At 71.7% G+C, this 14688-nt stretch carries 14 protein-coding genes and 1 tRNA gene; 10 read left to right on the top strand and 5 right to left on the bottom strand.

All coding sequences use genetic code 11. The features are described 5' to 3' along the window. Position 1: 1 nt before the first annotated feature. Positions 2 to 994, bottom strand: coding sequence for a selenide, water dikinase SelD (gene selD, locus A5678_RS25945; protein ID WP_068049058.1), 993 nt, complete (start codon positions 992 to 994; stop codon positions 2 to 4). Between the two features lie 27 nt (positions 995 to 1021). On the opposite strand from selD, the gene A5678_RS25940 reads away from it, so the two are divergent. The 3 genes from A5678_RS25940 (at position 1022) to A5678_RS25930 (ending at position 4112) form a co-directional block, all read left to right on the top strand. Then, positions 1022 to 1116, top strand: a tRNA-Sec gene (locus A5678_RS25940). A gap of 18 nt (positions 1117 to 1134) precedes the next feature. Then, the gene (selA, locus tag A5678_RS25935) at positions 1135 to 2415 is read left to right on the top strand and encodes an L-seryl-tRNA(Sec) selenium transferase (protein WP_068049199.1); all 1281 of its coding nucleotides are present in this window, start codon (positions 1135 to 1137) and stop codon (positions 2413 to 2415) included. Beyond that, entirely contained in the window at positions 2403 to 4112 is a 1710-nt protein-coding gene (locus tag A5678_RS25930) for a selenocysteine-specific translation elongation factor (protein ID WP_068049055.1), read from the top strand. Before selA ends, A5678_RS25930 begins: the two co-directional genes overlap by 13 nt. On the opposite strand, the gene A5678_RS25925 is transcribed toward A5678_RS25930, so the two are convergent. Continuing rightward, positions 4096 to 4560 carry a GatB/YqeY domain-containing protein gene (locus A5678_RS25925; RefSeq protein WP_068049051.1) on the bottom strand — a complete coding sequence of 155 codons (465 nt, stop codon included), beginning with the start codon at positions 4558 to 4560 and terminating at the stop codon, positions 4096 to 4098. The genes A5678_RS25930 and A5678_RS25925 overlap by 17 nt on opposite strands. Between A5678_RS25925 and A5678_RS25920 the strand changes: the two genes are divergently transcribed. Genes A5678_RS25920 through A5678_RS25900 form a run of 5 tightly spaced genes read left to right on the top strand, consistent with a single transcriptional unit; the run spans position 4559 to position 9859 of the window. Beyond that, complete coding sequence (locus tag A5678_RS25920) at positions 4559 to 5755, top strand: hypothetical protein (RefSeq protein WP_068049048.1); 1197 nt, start codon at positions 4559 to 4561, stop codon at positions 5753 to 5755. The genes A5678_RS25925 and A5678_RS25920 overlap by 2 nt on opposite strands. Before the next feature lie 9 nt (positions 5756 to 5764). Further along, positions 5765 to 6418, top strand: coding sequence for a DUF4129 domain-containing protein (locus A5678_RS25915; protein WP_068049045.1), 654 nt, complete (start codon positions 5765 to 5767; stop codon positions 6416 to 6418). Further along, positions 6418 to 7563 (top strand): DUF4350 domain-containing protein, encoded by a 1146-nt coding sequence (locus tag A5678_RS25910; protein WP_068049196.1) that lies wholly within the window; start codon positions 6418 to 6420, stop codon positions 7561 to 7563. Before A5678_RS25915 ends, A5678_RS25910 begins: the two co-directional genes overlap by 1 nt. Next, entirely contained in the window at positions 7560 to 8537 is a 978-nt protein-coding gene (locus A5678_RS25905) for a MoxR family ATPase (protein ID WP_068049042.1), read from the top strand. The genes A5678_RS25910 and A5678_RS25905 overlap by 4 nt, the downstream gene beginning before the upstream one ends. Further along, positions 8537 to 9859 carry a DUF58 domain-containing protein gene (locus A5678_RS25900; protein ID WP_068049040.1) on the top strand — a complete coding sequence of 441 codons (1323 nt, stop codon included), beginning with the start codon at positions 8537 to 8539 and terminating at the stop codon, positions 9857 to 9859. Before A5678_RS25905 ends, A5678_RS25900 begins: the two co-directional genes overlap by 1 nt. 5 nt (positions 9860 to 9864) lie before the next feature. Here the strand turns inward: A5678_RS25900 and A5678_RS25895 are convergent, their stop codons facing one another. After that, positions 9865 to 10857, bottom strand: coding sequence for a stage II sporulation protein M (locus tag A5678_RS25895; protein ID WP_068049036.1), 993 nt, complete (start codon positions 10855 to 10857; stop codon positions 9865 to 9867). Between the two features lie 36 nt (positions 10858 to 10893). Between A5678_RS25895 and A5678_RS25890 the strand changes: the two genes are divergently transcribed. Then, complete coding sequence (locus A5678_RS25890) at positions 10894 to 11772, top strand: RDD family protein (protein ID WP_068049033.1); 879 nt, start codon at positions 10894 to 10896, stop codon at positions 11770 to 11772. On the opposite strand, the gene A5678_RS25885 is transcribed toward A5678_RS25890, so the two are convergent. Further along, entirely contained in the window at positions 11769 to 12161 is a 393-nt protein-coding gene (locus A5678_RS25885; RefSeq protein WP_068049030.1) for a hypothetical protein, read from the bottom strand. The two genes, A5678_RS25890 and A5678_RS25885, sit on opposite strands and share 4 nt — an antisense overlap. Before the next feature lie 214 nt (positions 12162 to 12375). Here A5678_RS25885 and A5678_RS25880 point away from each other — a divergent pair, with 214 nt between their 5' ends. Beyond that, entirely contained in the window at positions 12376 to 13083 is a 708-nt protein-coding gene (locus tag A5678_RS25880; protein WP_068049027.1) for a PadR family transcriptional regulator, read from the top strand. 87 nt (positions 13084 to 13170) lie between these two features. On the opposite strand, the gene glpK is transcribed toward A5678_RS25880, so the two are convergent. Further along, positions 13171 to 14637 carry a glycerol kinase GlpK gene (glpK, locus tag A5678_RS25875; protein WP_068049193.1) on the bottom strand — a complete coding sequence of 489 codons (1467 nt, stop codon included), beginning with the start codon at positions 14635 to 14637 and terminating at the stop codon, positions 13171 to 13173. Positions 14638 to 14688: the final 51 nt, after the last annotated feature.

The raw sequence follows: 14688 nt of genomic DNA, 5'->3' as shown, positions 1-14688 counted from the left end.
CTCACCGCACCACGATCGTGTGTTCGCCGCGCGGCACCAGCTCCCCGATCACGGGCACGCCCGGGATCTCGCCCGCGATCAGCAGCCCGCCCGAGGTCTGCGCGTCGGCGAGCAACAGCGCCTCCTGTGCGCCGACCGCGGACAGGTCGACGTGCGGGGCCACCCAGTCGAGGTTGCGCCGCGTGCCCCCGCTGACGTAGCCCTCGGCCAGCGCCTCTCGCGCGCCCTCCAGATAAGGCACCGCCGTAGCGTCGATCATCGCCGTCACCCCGCTGGCCCGCGCCAGCTTGTGCAGGTGCCCAAGCAGCCCGAAACCCGTTACGTCCGTGGCACATTCGACACCGGCGGCCAGCGCGGCCGCGGCCGCATCGGCATTCAGCGTCGTCATCGCCTCAATCACCTGTTCGAAGCGCTCTCCGGTGGCCTTGTGCCTGCTGTTGAGCACTCCCACGCCGAGCGGCTTGGTCAGCGACAGTGGCGTGCCTGCCTTGCCGGAGTCGTTGCGCAACAACCGGTTCGGGTCCGCGATGCCGGTGACGGCCAGGCCGTATTTGGGCTCCGGGTCGTCGACGCTGTGCCCGCCGGCGAGATGGCAGCCCGCCAGTCCGCAGACGTCCAGCCCGCCGCGCAGCGTCTCGGCCGCCAGCTCGAACGGCAGCACATCGCGCGGCCAGCCCAGCAGGTTCACCGCCACCACCGGACGGCCGCCCATCGCGTAAACGTCGGACAGCGCGTTGGTGGCCGCGATGCGGCCCCAGTCGTAGGCGTCGTCGACCACCGGGGTGAAGAAGTCCGTCGTCGCGATCAGCGCCGCGCCGCCCTCGAGGCGCACCACGCACGCGTCGTCGCCATCGTCGAGGCCGACCAGCAACTCGCCGACCGGGTCGCGCGGCGCGTTCGCCCCCAACCCGCGGACCACATCTTCCAGCTCACCGGGCGGTATCTTGCAGGCGCACCCGCCGCCGTGGGCGTACTGAGTCAGTCGATAGGTCACGCGTCCATACTTGTCCCTATGGTCCGAGGAGGCGTGTCCGGTCTGGTGACCGGCGCGGTCTTCAAAACCGTCGAACGGCAGACGCTGCCGCTGGCGGGTTCGATTCCCGTCCGCCTCCGCCATACTTCTTCGAGTCCGACATGACCGACCCGCGCCGGCGGGTGCCGCGCACCGACACGCTGCTCGCCGATCCGCGCCTGGTCGAGGCCCAGCGGGTGCTGGGTCGCGCGCTGGTGAAGTCCGTGGTCGCCGACGCGCAGCAGCGGGCCCGCGCCGGGGAGATCGAACCCGAGCGCGTCGCCGAGCACGCGGTCGCCGCACTTCCCAGCACGGCATCGAGCCTGCGGCCGGTCATCAATGCCACCGGCGTGGTGGTGCACACCAACCTGGGGCGCGCGCCGCTGTCGCGGGCCGCCGTCGACGCGGTGGTCGCCGCGGCGGGGACGACGGACGTGGAGCTGGACCTGGCGACGGGACGTCGCGGCCGCCGGGGCCGGGGGGCGCTGGCCGCGCTGGCTCGTGCGGTGCCCACCGCGGGTGCCGTGCACGTGGTCAACAACAACGCCGCCGCGCTGCTGTTGACGGCCCTCACGCTCGCCCCGGGCCGGGAGATCGTGCTCAGCCGCGGCGAGCTCGTCGAGATCGGAGACGGGTTCCGCATCCCCGAGCTGCTGGCCTCCACCGGATCCCGGCTGCGCGAGGTCGGCACCACCAATCGCACCAGCCTGCGCGACTACGCCGGGGCGATCGGGCCGCAGACCGGTTTCATCCTGAAGGTCCATCCGTCCAACTTCCACGTCACGGGGTTCACCTCGGCGGTCGGGGTGGCGGAGTTGGCGAAACTGGGCGCGCCCCTGGTGGTCGACATCGGCTCCGGCCTGCTGTCCCCACACCCCCTGCTGCCCGACGAGCCCGACGCCACGTCGACCCTGCGCGACGGCGCGGACCTGGTCACCGCGAGCGGCGACAAGCTGCTCGGCGGCCCCCAGGCCGGCCTGCTGCTGGGCGACGCGGAGCTGATCGAGCGGCTGCGGCGCCACCCGGCGGCGCGCGCGCTGCGGGTGGACAAACTCACCCTCGCCGCCTTGGAGGCGACCCTGACGGGCCCGCCAACCCCGGTGGCCGAGGCGCTGAACGCGGACGTGGCACAGCTTCGGGCCCGCGCCGGGTCCCTCGCCGCCGCGCTGCCGGGGGCCGAGGCGGTGGATTGCGTCGCGGCCGTCGGTGGCGGCGGTGCGCCGGACGTCCAGCTGCCCAGCGCCGCGGTGAGCCTGCCCGAGCCGTACGCCGCCGCGCTGCGCGCCGCCACCCCCCCGGTCGTCGGCCGCCTCGAGGCCGGCCGGTGCCTCCTGGACCTGCGCACCGTCGCGCCCGAGGACGACGCGGCGCTGGCGGCGGCGGTGCTCGCATGTTCGTCATAGCCACCGCCGGGCACGTCGACCACGGCAAGTCCACCCTGTTGCACCGGCTCACCGGCATGTGGCCGGACCGGCTGCCCGAGGAGCGGCGCCGGGGCCTGACCATCGACCTCGGCTTCGCGTGGACCGAGCTCGCCGGGCGGCAGCTGGCATTCGTCGACGTGCCGGGCCACGAACGGTTCGTGGCCAACATGCTGGCCGGGGTGGGCGCGGTCGGAGCGGTGGTGTTCGTCGTGGCCGCCACCGAGGGCTGGATGCCGCAGTCCGACGAACACCTCGCCGCGCTGGACGCCCTCGGTGTCCGCCACGGCCTGGTGGTGATCAGCAAGGCCGACCTCGCCGATCCGGGCCCCGCCGTCGCGCAGGCGTCCCAGCGGTTCGCCGTCACCTCGCTGCGCGACGCTCCCGTCGTGATCGGCACCGAACTCGAGCGGGTGCGGGCGGAGCTGCTGGCGCTGACCGACCGGCTGCCGGTTGCAGACCCCGCCGCCGACGTTCGGCTATGGGTCGACCGCAGCTTCACCGTGCGCGGCGCGGGCACGGTGGTGACCGGCACCCTCACGGCCGGGACGATTCGGGTGGGCGAGGAGCTGGAACACGCAGGCCGGCGCGTCACGGTCCGCGGGCTGCAATCGCTGAGCCGCGACGAGTCGGAGGTCGGCGCGGTGGCGCGCGTCGCGCTGAACCTGCGCGGCTTGGACCGCCGGGACATCGGCCGCGGCGACACCGTTCGGACGCCGGGCGTGTGGCTGGACACCGCGGAGATCGATGTCGCGCTGCGTTCGGCGGACGCGCTGCACCGCCAGCTGGTGCTGCACGTCGGGTCCGCGGCCGTGCCGGTGCAGGTGCGGCGGCTGGGGGAGGCGGCGGCCCGGCTGCGGCTAGCGAAGCCCCTGCCGCTGCGGGTCGCCGACATCGGGCTGCTGCGCGATCCCGGAGAGCACCGGATCGCCGCAGGGATCGAGGTGCTCGACGTGCGGCCGCCGGCGCTGCGCCGCCGCGGCGCGGCCCGCGACCGCGCCGCGGAGCTGGCGACCGGCCATATCCGTCCGCCCGCTTACGCGCGGGCCGGCGAGTTGCGCGCGATGGGCCTGCCGCCTTCGGGGCTACGGGTGGGCGACTGGGTGGTTCAGCCGCAGTGGTGGGCCGCGCGCCGCGAGTGCGCGATGGCCGCGGTGCGGGGATGGGCGCAGGACCACGACATCGCGGCGGGAATGCCGCTCGAGACGTTGCGGCAGCGCGCCGGCCTGCCGTCGACGGATTTACTGCCGGCGCTGCTGGAGGGCACCGGCCTCGAGGTGGTCGACGGGTTGGTCCGCTCGCCGGGCGCGGGCCTGCCGGCCCGCGTCGACAAGGCGGTGCGCACCATCGAGGAGTGGCTGGCCGCCGAGCCCTTTCGGGCGCCCGAGGCCGACGAGCTGGCCGAGCTCAAGCTCGGACCGCGGGAGCTGGCCGCCGCGGTGCGCGCCGGGCGGCTGACCCGGATCGCCGACGGCGTCGTGCTGGGGTCCGGCGCGCTGGACCGGGCGGCGGCCGTCTTCGCGACGCTGCCCCAGCCGTTCACCGTCAGCGACGCACGCCGCGCGCTCGGCACCACCCGCCGGGTCGCCGTGCCGTTGCTGGAGCAGCTCGACGCCCGGCGCGTCACCAGGCGGGCCCCGGACGGCACCCGTGTCTTGGTCCCTACAGCCGCTCCTTGACCGCCGCCGACAACCGGGCGCCGTCGGCCTTGCCGGCCGCGATCGCGGTGGCCGCCTTCATCACCAGCCCCATCTGCTTCATGCTCGGGCGCTCGCCGATCTCCTCGGCGACCTGGGCGATCGCGGTATCGGCGACGTCGGCCACCTCGGCCTCGGTGAGCGGCGTCGGCAGATATTCGTCGATGATCCGCGCCTCGGCGTGCTCGGCGGCGGCGAGCTCCCCACGGCCGTTCTGGGTGTAGATCTCCGCCGACTCGGCACGCTTGCGCGATTCCCTCGCCAGCACCTTGATGACGTCGTCGTCGGAGAGGTCCTTGGCCTGTTTGCCGGAGACCTCCTCGGTTTGGATCGCGGCGAGCAGTAGGCGCAGGGTCGCGGTGCGCAGCTTGTCCTTGCTCTTCATCGCATCGGTCAGGTCGGCCCGCAGCCGGGATTTGAGTTCGGCCATGCCAGAGACGCTACGCGCCGACCGCCTGGCCATGATTGAGAAATGCCCGGACCACCGACAGGATGGAGCCCATGACGAACGACGGGCCCGTCCGCGAACACCGCGGAACACGGTGAGCGCACCGCCCCCTGGCTATCCGGGCTACGGCCCCCCACCGGGATACGGCCCCCCACCCGGCTACGGCCCGCCACCTCGCTGGCAATACGGTCCGCCGCAACTGGTTCCGGGAGCGGTCAAACCGGGCATCATCCCGCTGCGACCGCTGACCCTGGGCGACATCTTCAACGGCGCGGTCGGCTACGTCCGGGCCAATCCGAAGGCCGCTCTGGGCTTGACGGCCATCGTGGTGGTGGTCATCCAGATCGTCACCAAGGTCGCCGTTTTCGGACCGTTGGCGGCCTACGGCAGGTTGTCGACCGACCACGCCAAGGAGCTGACCACCGGGGTCGTCGGCGCGTGGCTGACCTCGATGGGCGCCGGCGTGCTGGTCGCCTGGCTGGGCGGCATGCTGCTGTCCGGGATGCTCACCGTCATCGTCGGGCGGGCGGTGTTCGGGTCACCGATCACCATCGGCGAGACGTGGGCCAAGATCCGTGGGCGCCTGCTGCCGTTGCTCGGTCTCGCGGTGCTCGAAGGCGCCGTGATGGCGGTGGTCGCGGGGCTGGCGGCGGTGATCGTCGCGGTGCTGGCGGCTATCGGCAACGCCGCGGTGGCGGTCGTCCTGGGCCTGCCGGTCGCGCTGGCCGTGATCGCGTTGCTGGTGTACCTGTACACGGTGGTGTTGTTTGCGCCGGTGCTGATCGTGCTGGAGCGGCTGCCCGTCCTTGACGCCATCACCCGGTCGTTTGCGCTGGTCCGCGGCGGCTTCTGGCGGGTGCTGGGCATCCGGCTGCTGACGCTGGTGGTGACATCCGTCGTCGGGGGCGCGGTCGCCGTGCCGTTCAACATCGTCAGCCAGTTCTTCGCGGTCACCTCGTCGACCGCGGCTTTCCTCATCAGCACCGTGATCGCGTCGGTGGGCGCGGCGATCGGCGAGATCATCACCGCGCCGTTCAATGCGGGCGTCATCGCGCTGCTCTACACCGATCGCCGGATGCGCGCCGAGGCCTTCGATCTGGTCCTGCAGACCGGCGCCGCGGGCGGCCCGTACGCGGCGGGCTCCACCGATAACCTCTGGCTGACGCGGCCGGTCTGAGGACAGACAGTGCCCTCAATCGACATCGACCGCGATGCCGCGCACCAGGCCGCCCAGGACGAGCTGAACAAACCGATCTACTCCAAGGGCTCGGCCGAGCAACAGATAGCCGAATGGCTCAACGAGACGATCTACCGGCTGTTGCAGAAGACGGCCTCGCTGCCGGGTGGGTGGCTCACGGCCACGGTGCTTTTCATCATGCTGGGGGTCGCGCTGGCGGTCGCCGTCCACATCGCGCGGCGCACCATGCGCACCAACCGCGGCGGTGACTACCAATTGTTCGAAGCCGGGCAGCTGACCGCGGCCCAGCATCGTACGACCGCCGAAGATTATGCGGCGCAAGGTGAGTGGGCCGCGGCGATTCGTCATCGGCTGCGGGCCGTCGCCCGCCAGCTCGAGGAGACCGGCGTACTGAACCCTGCGCCCGGCCGTACCGCCAACGAGCTGGCCTTTGCCGCCGGCGCCGCATTGCCCCATCTTGCCGGCGAATTATCCCGGGCGGCAACGGCTTTCAACGACGTCACCTACGGTGAACAACCTGGGACCGAGGGCGCATACCGGATGATCGCCGACCTCGACGACCACCTGCGGTCCCGCTCGGCCACCGCGCTCGCGGGACCGGCACAACCCGCCGCCTCCGACTCGTGGGCACAGGTGCGCTGATGGCGACCATCGGGCGTCCCGAAGCCGCCGGCCCGACGCCGATGCGGCGCTGGCGATCCTGGCGCTGGGTCATCCTCACCCTGGTCGCGCTGGCCGTGGTCGCCGGCGTCGACACCTACCTGACCGCGCCGCGACCCGGCGCCCGCATGGATCCGGCATCGACGGGCCCCGATGGCACCCATGCGCTGGTGGCGCTGCTGCGCGGTGGCGGCGTCGACGTGGTGGTCGCCAATGGCATCGCCGACGTGGAACAAGCCGCCCGGGCCGACGCGCTGATCCTGGTGGCGCAGAGCCAATACCTGACCGGCCCGCTGCTGGACCGGCTCGCGAAGGCGCCCGGCGATCTGCTGCTGGTAGAGCCGACGGCGCGCACCCGCGAGGCACTGCTGGCCGGCCTGAGCGTCTCGGCGGCCGGCACCTTCGACACCGATCCCGATTGCACGCTGCGCGAGGCCACGCGGGCCGGTCCGGTGCGATTCGGGCCCAGCGACACCTATCGCGCCACCGACGGCCGGGCGATGACCCGTTGCTACCACGGTGCGCTGATTCGCTTCCGCGACGGCGGGCGGACGATCACGGCGGTGGGCAGCACCGACTTCCTGACCAACGGCGCCCTGCTGCAGGCGGGTAACGCCGCGCTGGCGATGAACCTGGCGGGCGCGCGGCCCCGGCTGGTCTGGTACGCGCCGCACCGAGTCGAGGGCGAATCACCGCCACCCGGCTCGGTTGGCGACCTGATCCCGCGGAACGTGACGTGGATGGTCTGGCAGCTCTGCCTGGTTGTGCTGCTAGTCGCCGTGTGGCGGGGCCGGCGGCCCGGCCCGCTGGTCGCCGAGGAGCTGCCCGTCGTGGTGCGCGCCTCGGAGACCGTCGAAGGCCGCGGCCGGCTGTACCGTTCCCGCCGGGCCCGCGACCGCGCCGCCGCGGCGCTGCGCACCGCCACGCTGCAGCGGCTGGTGCCGCGGCTGGGTCTGAGCATCGGGGCACCGCCGCCGGCGGTGGCGGCCGCGGTGGCCGGACGCAGCGGGGCCGACCCGGCGTTCGTCTCCTACCAGCTGTTCGGGCCGCCCCCGGCGACCGACCACGACCTGCTACAACTTGCCCGTGCGCTCGACGACATCGAAAGGCAGGTCACACGGACGTGACGCAACCATCTACCGCCTCGACTCCCAACGCTGAATCGGCGCGAGATGCGCTGCTGGCGTTGCGCACCGAACTCGCCAAGGCCGTCGTCGGTCAGGAGGGGGTGGTCAGCGGCCTGGTGATCGCGCTGCTGTGCCGCGGTCACGTGCTGTTGGAAGGCGTTCCGGGAGTGGCGAAGACGCTGCTGGTGCGCGCGTTGGCGGCCGCGCTGCAGCTGGAGTTCAAGCGGGTGCAGTTCACCCCCGACCTGATGCCCGGCGACGTCACGGGGTCACTGGTGTACGACGCGCGCACCGCCGCGTTCGCGTTCCGGCCCGGCCCGGTGTTCACCAATCTGCTGCTGGCCGACGAGATCAACCGGACCCCGCCGAAAACCCAGGCCGCGCTCCTCGAGGCGATGGAGGAGCGCCAGGTCAGCGTGGAAGGCACAGCCCAGCCGCTGCCCGATCCGTTCATCGTCGCCGCGACCCAGAACCCCATCGAATACGAGGGCACTTACCAGCTGCCCGAAGCGCAGCTGGACCGATTCCTGCTCAAGCTGAATGTGACTCTGCCGCCACGGGATTCGGAGATCGCCATCCTCGCCCGGCACGCCCACGGCTTCGATCCCCGCGACCTGTCGGCGATCAAACCGGTGGCCGGGCCCGCCGAACTGGCGGCCGGGCGCGACGCCGTGCGGCACGTGCTGGTGGCCGACGAGGTCCTGGGCTACATCGTGGACACCGTCGGGGCCACCCGCTCCTCGCCCGCGCTGCAGTTGGGCGTCTCGCCGCGCGGGGCGACCGCCCTGCTGGCCACGGCCCGTTCCTGGGCCTGGCTGTCCGGCCGCAACTACGTCACGCCCGACGACGTGAAGGCGATGGCCCGCCCGACGCTGCGGCATCGGGTGATGCTGCGCCCCGAGGCCGAGCTCGAAGGGGCGACGCCCGACGGCGTGCTGGACGGGATCTTGGCGTCGGTTCCGGTGCCCCGCTAGTGGTCCTGACCGGACGCACCGGGCTGGTCGCGCTGCTGTGCGTCCTGCCCATTGCGGTGTCACCCTGGCCGGCAAGGACTTTCGCCGTGTTGCTGGTCGCCCTGGCGATGGTGGTGGCCGTGGACATCGGGCTGGCGGCCAGCACCCGCAGGTTGCGCTACATCCGGTCCCCGGATCGCTCCGCCCGGCTCGCGCAGCAGGTTGACGTCGGGCTGCTGATCCACAACGACGGTCGGCGGCGGTTTCGCGGCCAGGTTCGCGACGCCTGGCCGCCCAGCGCCGGCGCGCGACCGCGCATCCATCCCGTGAACATCCCCGCCGGGCAGCATCAGCACATCCAGTCCCGGCTGCGGCCGGTCCGCCGGGGCGAGCAGCGCGCCGCGATGGTCACCGCGCGATCCGTCGGGCCGCTGGGGCTGGCGGGACGGCAAGGGTCGCGGGCGGTGCCGGGCCTGTTGCGCGTGCTGCCGCCGTTCCTGTCCCGCAAGCACCTGCCGGCGCGGCTGGCCAAGCTCCGCGAGATCGACGGCCTGCTGCCCACGCTGATCCGCGGGCAGGGAACCGAATTCGATTCGCTGCGCGAGTATGTCGTCGGTGACGACGTGCGGTCGATCGACTGGCGGGCCACCGCGCGTCGCGCCGACGTCGTCGTGCGCACCTGGCGCCCCGAACGCGACCGGCGTGTGGTGATCGTGCTCGACACCGGGCGCACCTCGGCGGGCCGGGTCGGTGTCGACCCGACGGCGGCCGATCCCGCGGGCTGGCCCCGGCTGGACTGGTCCATGGATGCCGCGCTGCTGCTGGCGGCGCTCGCGTCGCGGGCCGGCGATCACGTCGACTTCCTCGCGCACGACCGGGTCAGCCGGGCCGGCGTTTTCGGCGCGTCGCGCACCGAGCTGCTCGCCCACCTGGTCGAGGCGATGGCCCCGCTGCAACCCGCGCTGCTCGAACCGGATTGGACCGCAATGGTTTCCGCCATTGCCCGGCGGGCCCGCCGCCGGTCGCTGGTGGTGCTGCTGACCGACCTCAACGCGACCGCGCTCGACGAGGGCTTGCTGCCGGTGCTGCCCCAGTTGTCGGCCAAACACCACCTGATGGTGGCCGCGGTCGGCGACCCGCGAGTCGACCAGCTGGCCGCCGGGCGTTCGGATCCGGCCGCCGTGTACGACGCGGCGGCCGCCGAACGATCACGCAACGACCGCCGGGCGATCGCCACCCGCCTGCGCCGCAGCGGGGTGGAGGTCGTCGATGCCCCACCCACCGAACTGGCCCCCGCCCTCGCCGACCACTACCTGGCGATGAAAGCCACCGGTCGGCTGTAAGGCGTTCAGCTCGTGGGGATTACGTCGGGCGCGTCCTCGATGTCGCCGGTCTCGCCGGCCTTCGTCGCGCGGCGACCGAAATACACGATGTAGGCCAAAAACGCCGCCTCCGCGATGATCCCGATGCCGACCCGAACGAAGGTCGGCAGCGGCGAGGGCGTTACCAACGCCTCGATCAACCCCGAGACCAACAGCACACCCGCCAGGCCGATCGCGACCGACACGACCGCGCGGCCCTGTTCGGCGAGCACTTGCCCGCGGGGCCGGTCCCCGGGCGAGATCACCGACCAGCCCAGCCGCAGCCCTGCCGCGCCCGCCAGGAAAACCGCCGTCAGCTCCAGCAGCCCGTGCGGAATCAGCAACCCGAGCAGCACACCGCCCTCGCCGGCCTGGAACATCAGCCCGGAGATCAGCCCCAGATTCGCCGCGTTCTGGAACAGCACGACCGGGATCGGCAGTCCCAGCAGAACGGAGAACGCGATGCACTGCGCGGCGACCCAGGAGTTGTTCACCCAGATCTGCAGCGCGAACGCCGCGGCGGGATGTTCGCTGTAGTAGGCGGCGACATCGTGGTTCACCAATTGTTCGATGTCGCTTGGTGTTCCGGCGGCCGACTGCACCTCGGGATTGCCGGCCACCCAGAGCGCCATCGCGATCACCACGGCGAAGAACGCCGCCGCCGTGCCCAGCCACCACCGCCACGACCGGTATGCGACCACCGGGAAAGAAACCGTCCAAAAGCGGGCGAACGTACCGCTCAACGGCGCGTGGGCGCCGGTCACCACCGAACGGGCGCGCGCGACGAGGCTCGAAAGCCGACCGATCAACAGCGAGTCCGACGAGGCCGAGCGCAGCATCGACAGGTGGGTGGACACCCGCTGGTACAGCTCGACGAGCTCGTCGACCTCGGCACCCGTCAACGAGCGACGCCTCCCGATCAGCCGGTCGAGGCGGTCCCAGGTACCGCGATGGGCCAGCACGAATGCGTCGACGTCCACCCTGCGCAGCCTAATCGCCCTGTACCGTTCGGTGTTATGTCGGAGGTGGTGACCGGCGACGCCGTCGTGCTCGACGTGCAGATCGCCCAGTTGCCGGTCCGGGCCGTGAGCGCGCTGATCGATATCGCCGTGATCGTCGTGTGCTATCTGCTCGGGCTGATGTTGTGGGCCGCCACACTGACCCAGTTCGACACCGCGCTGAGCACCGCCATCCTGCTCATCTTCACGGTGGTGGTGATCGTCGGCTATCCGGTGGTACTGGAAACGGCAACGCGCGGACGGTCGGTGGGCAAGATCGCGATGGGTCTGCGCGTGGTGTCCGACGACGGCGGGCCAGAACGATTCCGGCAGGCCCTGTTTCGGGCCCTGGCGGCGGTGGTGGAGATCTGGATGCTGTTCGGGAGTCCGGCCGTCATCTGCAGCATCCTGTCACCGAAGGCCAAGCGCGTCGGCGACATCTTCGCCGGCACCGTCGTGGTGAACGAGCGCGGCCCCCGCCTCGGCCCCCCGCCGGTGATGCCGCCTTCGCTGGCCTGGTGGGCGGCGTCCCTCCAACTTTCCGGCCTGTCCCCCGGCCAGGCCGAGGTCGCACGCCAATTCCTCTCGCGGGCAACACAACTCGATCGCCAGTTACGGCTGCAGATGGCATACCGCATCGCCGGTGACGTGGTGTCCCGCATCGCCCCGCCGCCCCCGCCCGGCGCGCCGCCGGAGTTGGTGCTCGCGGCCGTGCTCGCGGAACGGCACCGCCGAGAACTGGCGCGGCTTCGTCCCGCCATGCCGCCGCCAGGCGCCGCGCCGTGGCCGGCCTGGCCGCCGGCGCCGCCACAGCAGGCGGTCCCGTGGCCGGAACCCGGTGCACAACAGCAGGGGCCGCCCCATCCCGCGCCCGGGGGCTTCTCGCCGCCCGGTTAACCGGAGACGCTCGCCGCCATGAGGACGACGTCGGCGATCAACAGCGCCCATCCCAACAGCGGAACGGCGATGCCGCCGCGGCGCTTCGCGGTGAAAAGGGAGATGACGATCACGCCCACGGCGACCGCGGGCGCGCCGTAGAACGCGACCCCGAAATTGATCCCGCCGTGGCCCAGGTTGGGACAACTGCTCTCGCTGCAGCCGTCGGTGCTCATCACCGCGCCAAGCGCGAAGAGCATCACGATGGCGGCGGCGGGCACCGTTGCCAGCGCCAAGCCCCAGTTGACCCACGGCCACACGTTGCGCCCGCTTCCGCTGCCACCCTGCGCGGGGCCGGCCGCCGTCGAGGTCCCGCTGCCCACCGTCAGGTTGGAGTTATCAGCGTTCATCCCAGAGTTCCTACCCGCGGCCCGGCGAGTGCAAACCGGGCCGAGGCGGTCGAACCGGCCTACCCGCCGGCACCCCGATCCGCAGGTCACCGGCCGTCCAGGCGATGCCCGAGGAACCGCGTTTTCGCTTCCCCGTTGCATCGCGATAGTTTCCGATATATCGTGATACTTCGAACGCGCGGTGCGCGTCCCATTCAGACGTAAGGAAACAGACATGAACAACCCATTCACCCCCACCGGCGGCCCGTTCGCCGGCCGCCCCGGGTTCGGCTTCGGACCCGACACCCAACGGCGCGCGCTGCACGGCGCCCGGCGGCGCGCCCGCCAGGAGTTCTTCGAACACCTCCGCGAGCACGGCGGCGACCACGACGGACCCCTGGGATTCGGTCCCGGATTCGGCCCGGGGTTCGGCCCCGGCTTCGGGCCGGGTTTCGGCTTCGGACCGGGCGGCCGGCGCGGCGGATGGCGCCGCGGCGGCCCGAGTCGCGGCAAGCGCGGTGACGTCCGCGCGGCCATCCTGGCGCTGCTGACCGAGCGGCCGATGCACGGCTACGAGATGATCCAGCAGATCGCCGAACGCAGCAACGGGCTCTGGAAGCCCAGCCCCGGCTCGGTCTATCCGACGTTGCAGCTGTTGACCGACGAGGGCCTGATCACCGCCAGCGAAAGCGAGGGCAGCAAGAAGCTGTTCGAGCTGACCGACGAGGGCCGCGCCGCGGCCGAGAAGGTCGAAACCCCGCCGTGGGACGCGATCGCCGAAGGCGCCGACCCCGGTCACATGAACCTGCGGGCGGCCATCGGCCAGCTGTTCGGCGCGGTCGCGCAGTCGGCGCACACCGCCACCCCCGAGCAGCAGCAACGCATCGTCGAAATCCTCAACAACGCACGGCGCGAGGTCTACGGCATCCTCGGCGAAGACTGAGAACCCACCTTTTCCGCCGCGAGCGTGCACAGATCGACATTCCAACCGGCGTGTCGCCATACAAACACGCACGCTCGCGGCGGAAAGCTAGGTGACGTCCACCCAATCCAGGGTCCGCTGCACGGCCTTACGCCAACCCGCGTACCCGGCGGCGCGCTGCTCGTCGCTCCAGGCCGGCACCCAGCGCTTGTCCTCGTGCCAGTTGGCCCGCAGGTCGGATGGATCGGCCCAGAACCCCACCGCCAGGCCCGCCGCGTAGGCCGCGCCCAGCGCGGTCGTCTCGGCGACCACCGGGCGCACCACGTCGACGCCGAGGACGTCGGCCTGAATCTGCATGCACAAGTCGTTGCCGGTGACGCCGCCGTCGACCTTCAACACCTCAAGGCGCACACCGGAATCCGCCGCCATCGCGTCCACCACGTCGCGGCTCTGATAGCAGATCGCCTCCAGCGTCGCGCGGGCCAGGTGCGCGTTGGTGTTGAACCGCGACAGCCCCACGATCGCGCCGCGGGCGTCGGATCGCCAGTAGGGCGCGAACAGTCCGGAAAACGCCGGGACGAAATACACTCCGCCGTTGTCGGCGACCTGGCGCGCCAGCGATTCGCTTTGCGCCGCGCCGCTGATGATGCCCAACTGGTCGCGCAGCCACTGCACCGCGGCTCCGGTGACCGCGATCGAACCCTCAAGCGCGTACACGGGTTTCGCGTTACCGAACTGGTAGCACACGGTGGTCAGCAGCCCGTTGTTCGACCGCACGATCGTCTCGCCGGTGTTGAGCAGCAGAAAGTTTCCGGTGCCGTAGGTGTTCTTCGCCTCGCCCTCCGTCAGGCACACCTGCCCCACCATCGCCGCGTGCTGGTCCCCGAGGACTCCCGTGACCGGCACCTCGCCGCCGACCGGCCCGGCCTGCGCGGAGACGCCGTACGGCTGCGGCGAGGACGATGGCGCGATCGCCGGAAGCATCGCACGCGGGATGGCGAAGAACGACAACAGCTCGTCGTCCCAGTCGAGGGTTTCCAAGTCCATCAGCATGGTCCGGCTGGCATTGGTCACGTCCGTGACGTGCACGCCGCCGCGCGGGCCCCCGGTCAGGTTCCACAACACCCAGCTGTCGGGGGTGCCGAACAGCGCGTCACCGCTCTCGGCGGCCTCCCGCACCCCGTCGACGTTCTCCAGGATCCACTGCAGCTTGCCGCCGGAGAAGTACGTCGCCGGGGGCAGTCCCGCCCTGCGGCGAATCACGTCGCCGCGACCGTCCCGTTCCAGCGCCGACGCGATGCGGTCGGTGCGGGTGTCCTGCCAGACGATGGCGTTGTAGTACGGCCGCCCGGTGCGCCGATTCCACACCAGCGTGGTTTCCCGCTGATTCGTGATACCAAGCGCGGCAATGTGTTTGGCGGTCAGATTGGCGCGGTTCAGCACCGACATCAGCACCGACGAGGTCCGCTCCCAGATTTCGACCGGGTCGTGCTCGACCCAGCCGGCGCGGGGCAGGATTTGCTCGTGCTCGAGCTGATGGCGAGCCACTTCGGCACCGTCGTGATCGAAGATCATGCAGCGGGTGCTGGTGGTTCCCTGGTCGATGGCGGCGACAAACTCGGGCAC

Source organism: Mycobacterium sp. E2733 (assembly GCF_001667585.1).
Taxonomy (GTDB): Bacteria; Actinomycetota; Actinomycetes; order Mycobacteriales; family Mycobacteriaceae; genus Mycobacterium.
This window is presented reverse-complemented; position numbering and strand designations above follow the sequence as displayed.

Bases quoted from the DNA above. Each gene is read 5' to 3' on its own strand.
- glpK (WP_068049193.1), bottom strand. From the start codon at position 14,637: ATGATCTTCGATCACGACGGTGCCGAAGTGGCTCGCCATCAGCTCGAG.
- A5678_RS25910 (WP_068049196.1), top strand. From the start codon at position 6,418: ATGGCGACCATCGGGCGTCCCGAAGCCGCCGGCCCGACGCCGATGCGG.
- selA (WP_068049199.1), top strand. From the start codon at position 1,135: ATGACCGACCCGCGCCGGCGGGTGCCGCGCACCGACACGCTGCTCGCC.
- A5678_RS25920 (WP_068049048.1), top strand. From the start codon at position 4,559: ATGCCAGAGACGCTACGCGCCGACCGCCTGGCCATGATTGAGAAATGC.
- A5678_RS25890 (WP_068049033.1), top strand. From the start codon at position 10,894: ATGTCGGAGGTGGTGACCGGCGACGCCGTCGTGCTCGACGTGCAGATC.
- A5678_RS25925 (WP_068049051.1), bottom strand. From the start codon at position 4,560: ATGGCCGAACTCAAATCCCGGCTGCGGGCCGACCTGACCGATGCGATG.
- A5678_RS25930 (WP_068049055.1), top strand. From the start codon at position 2,403: ATGTTCGTCATAGCCACCGCCGGGCACGTCGACCACGGCAAGTCCACC.
- A5678_RS25885 (WP_068049030.1), bottom strand. From the start codon at position 12,161: ATGAACGCTGATAACTCCAACCTGACGGTGGGCAGCGGGACCTCGACG.
- A5678_RS25880 (WP_068049027.1), top strand. From the start codon at position 12,376: ATGAACAACCCATTCACCCCCACCGGCGGCCCGTTCGCCGGCCGCCCC.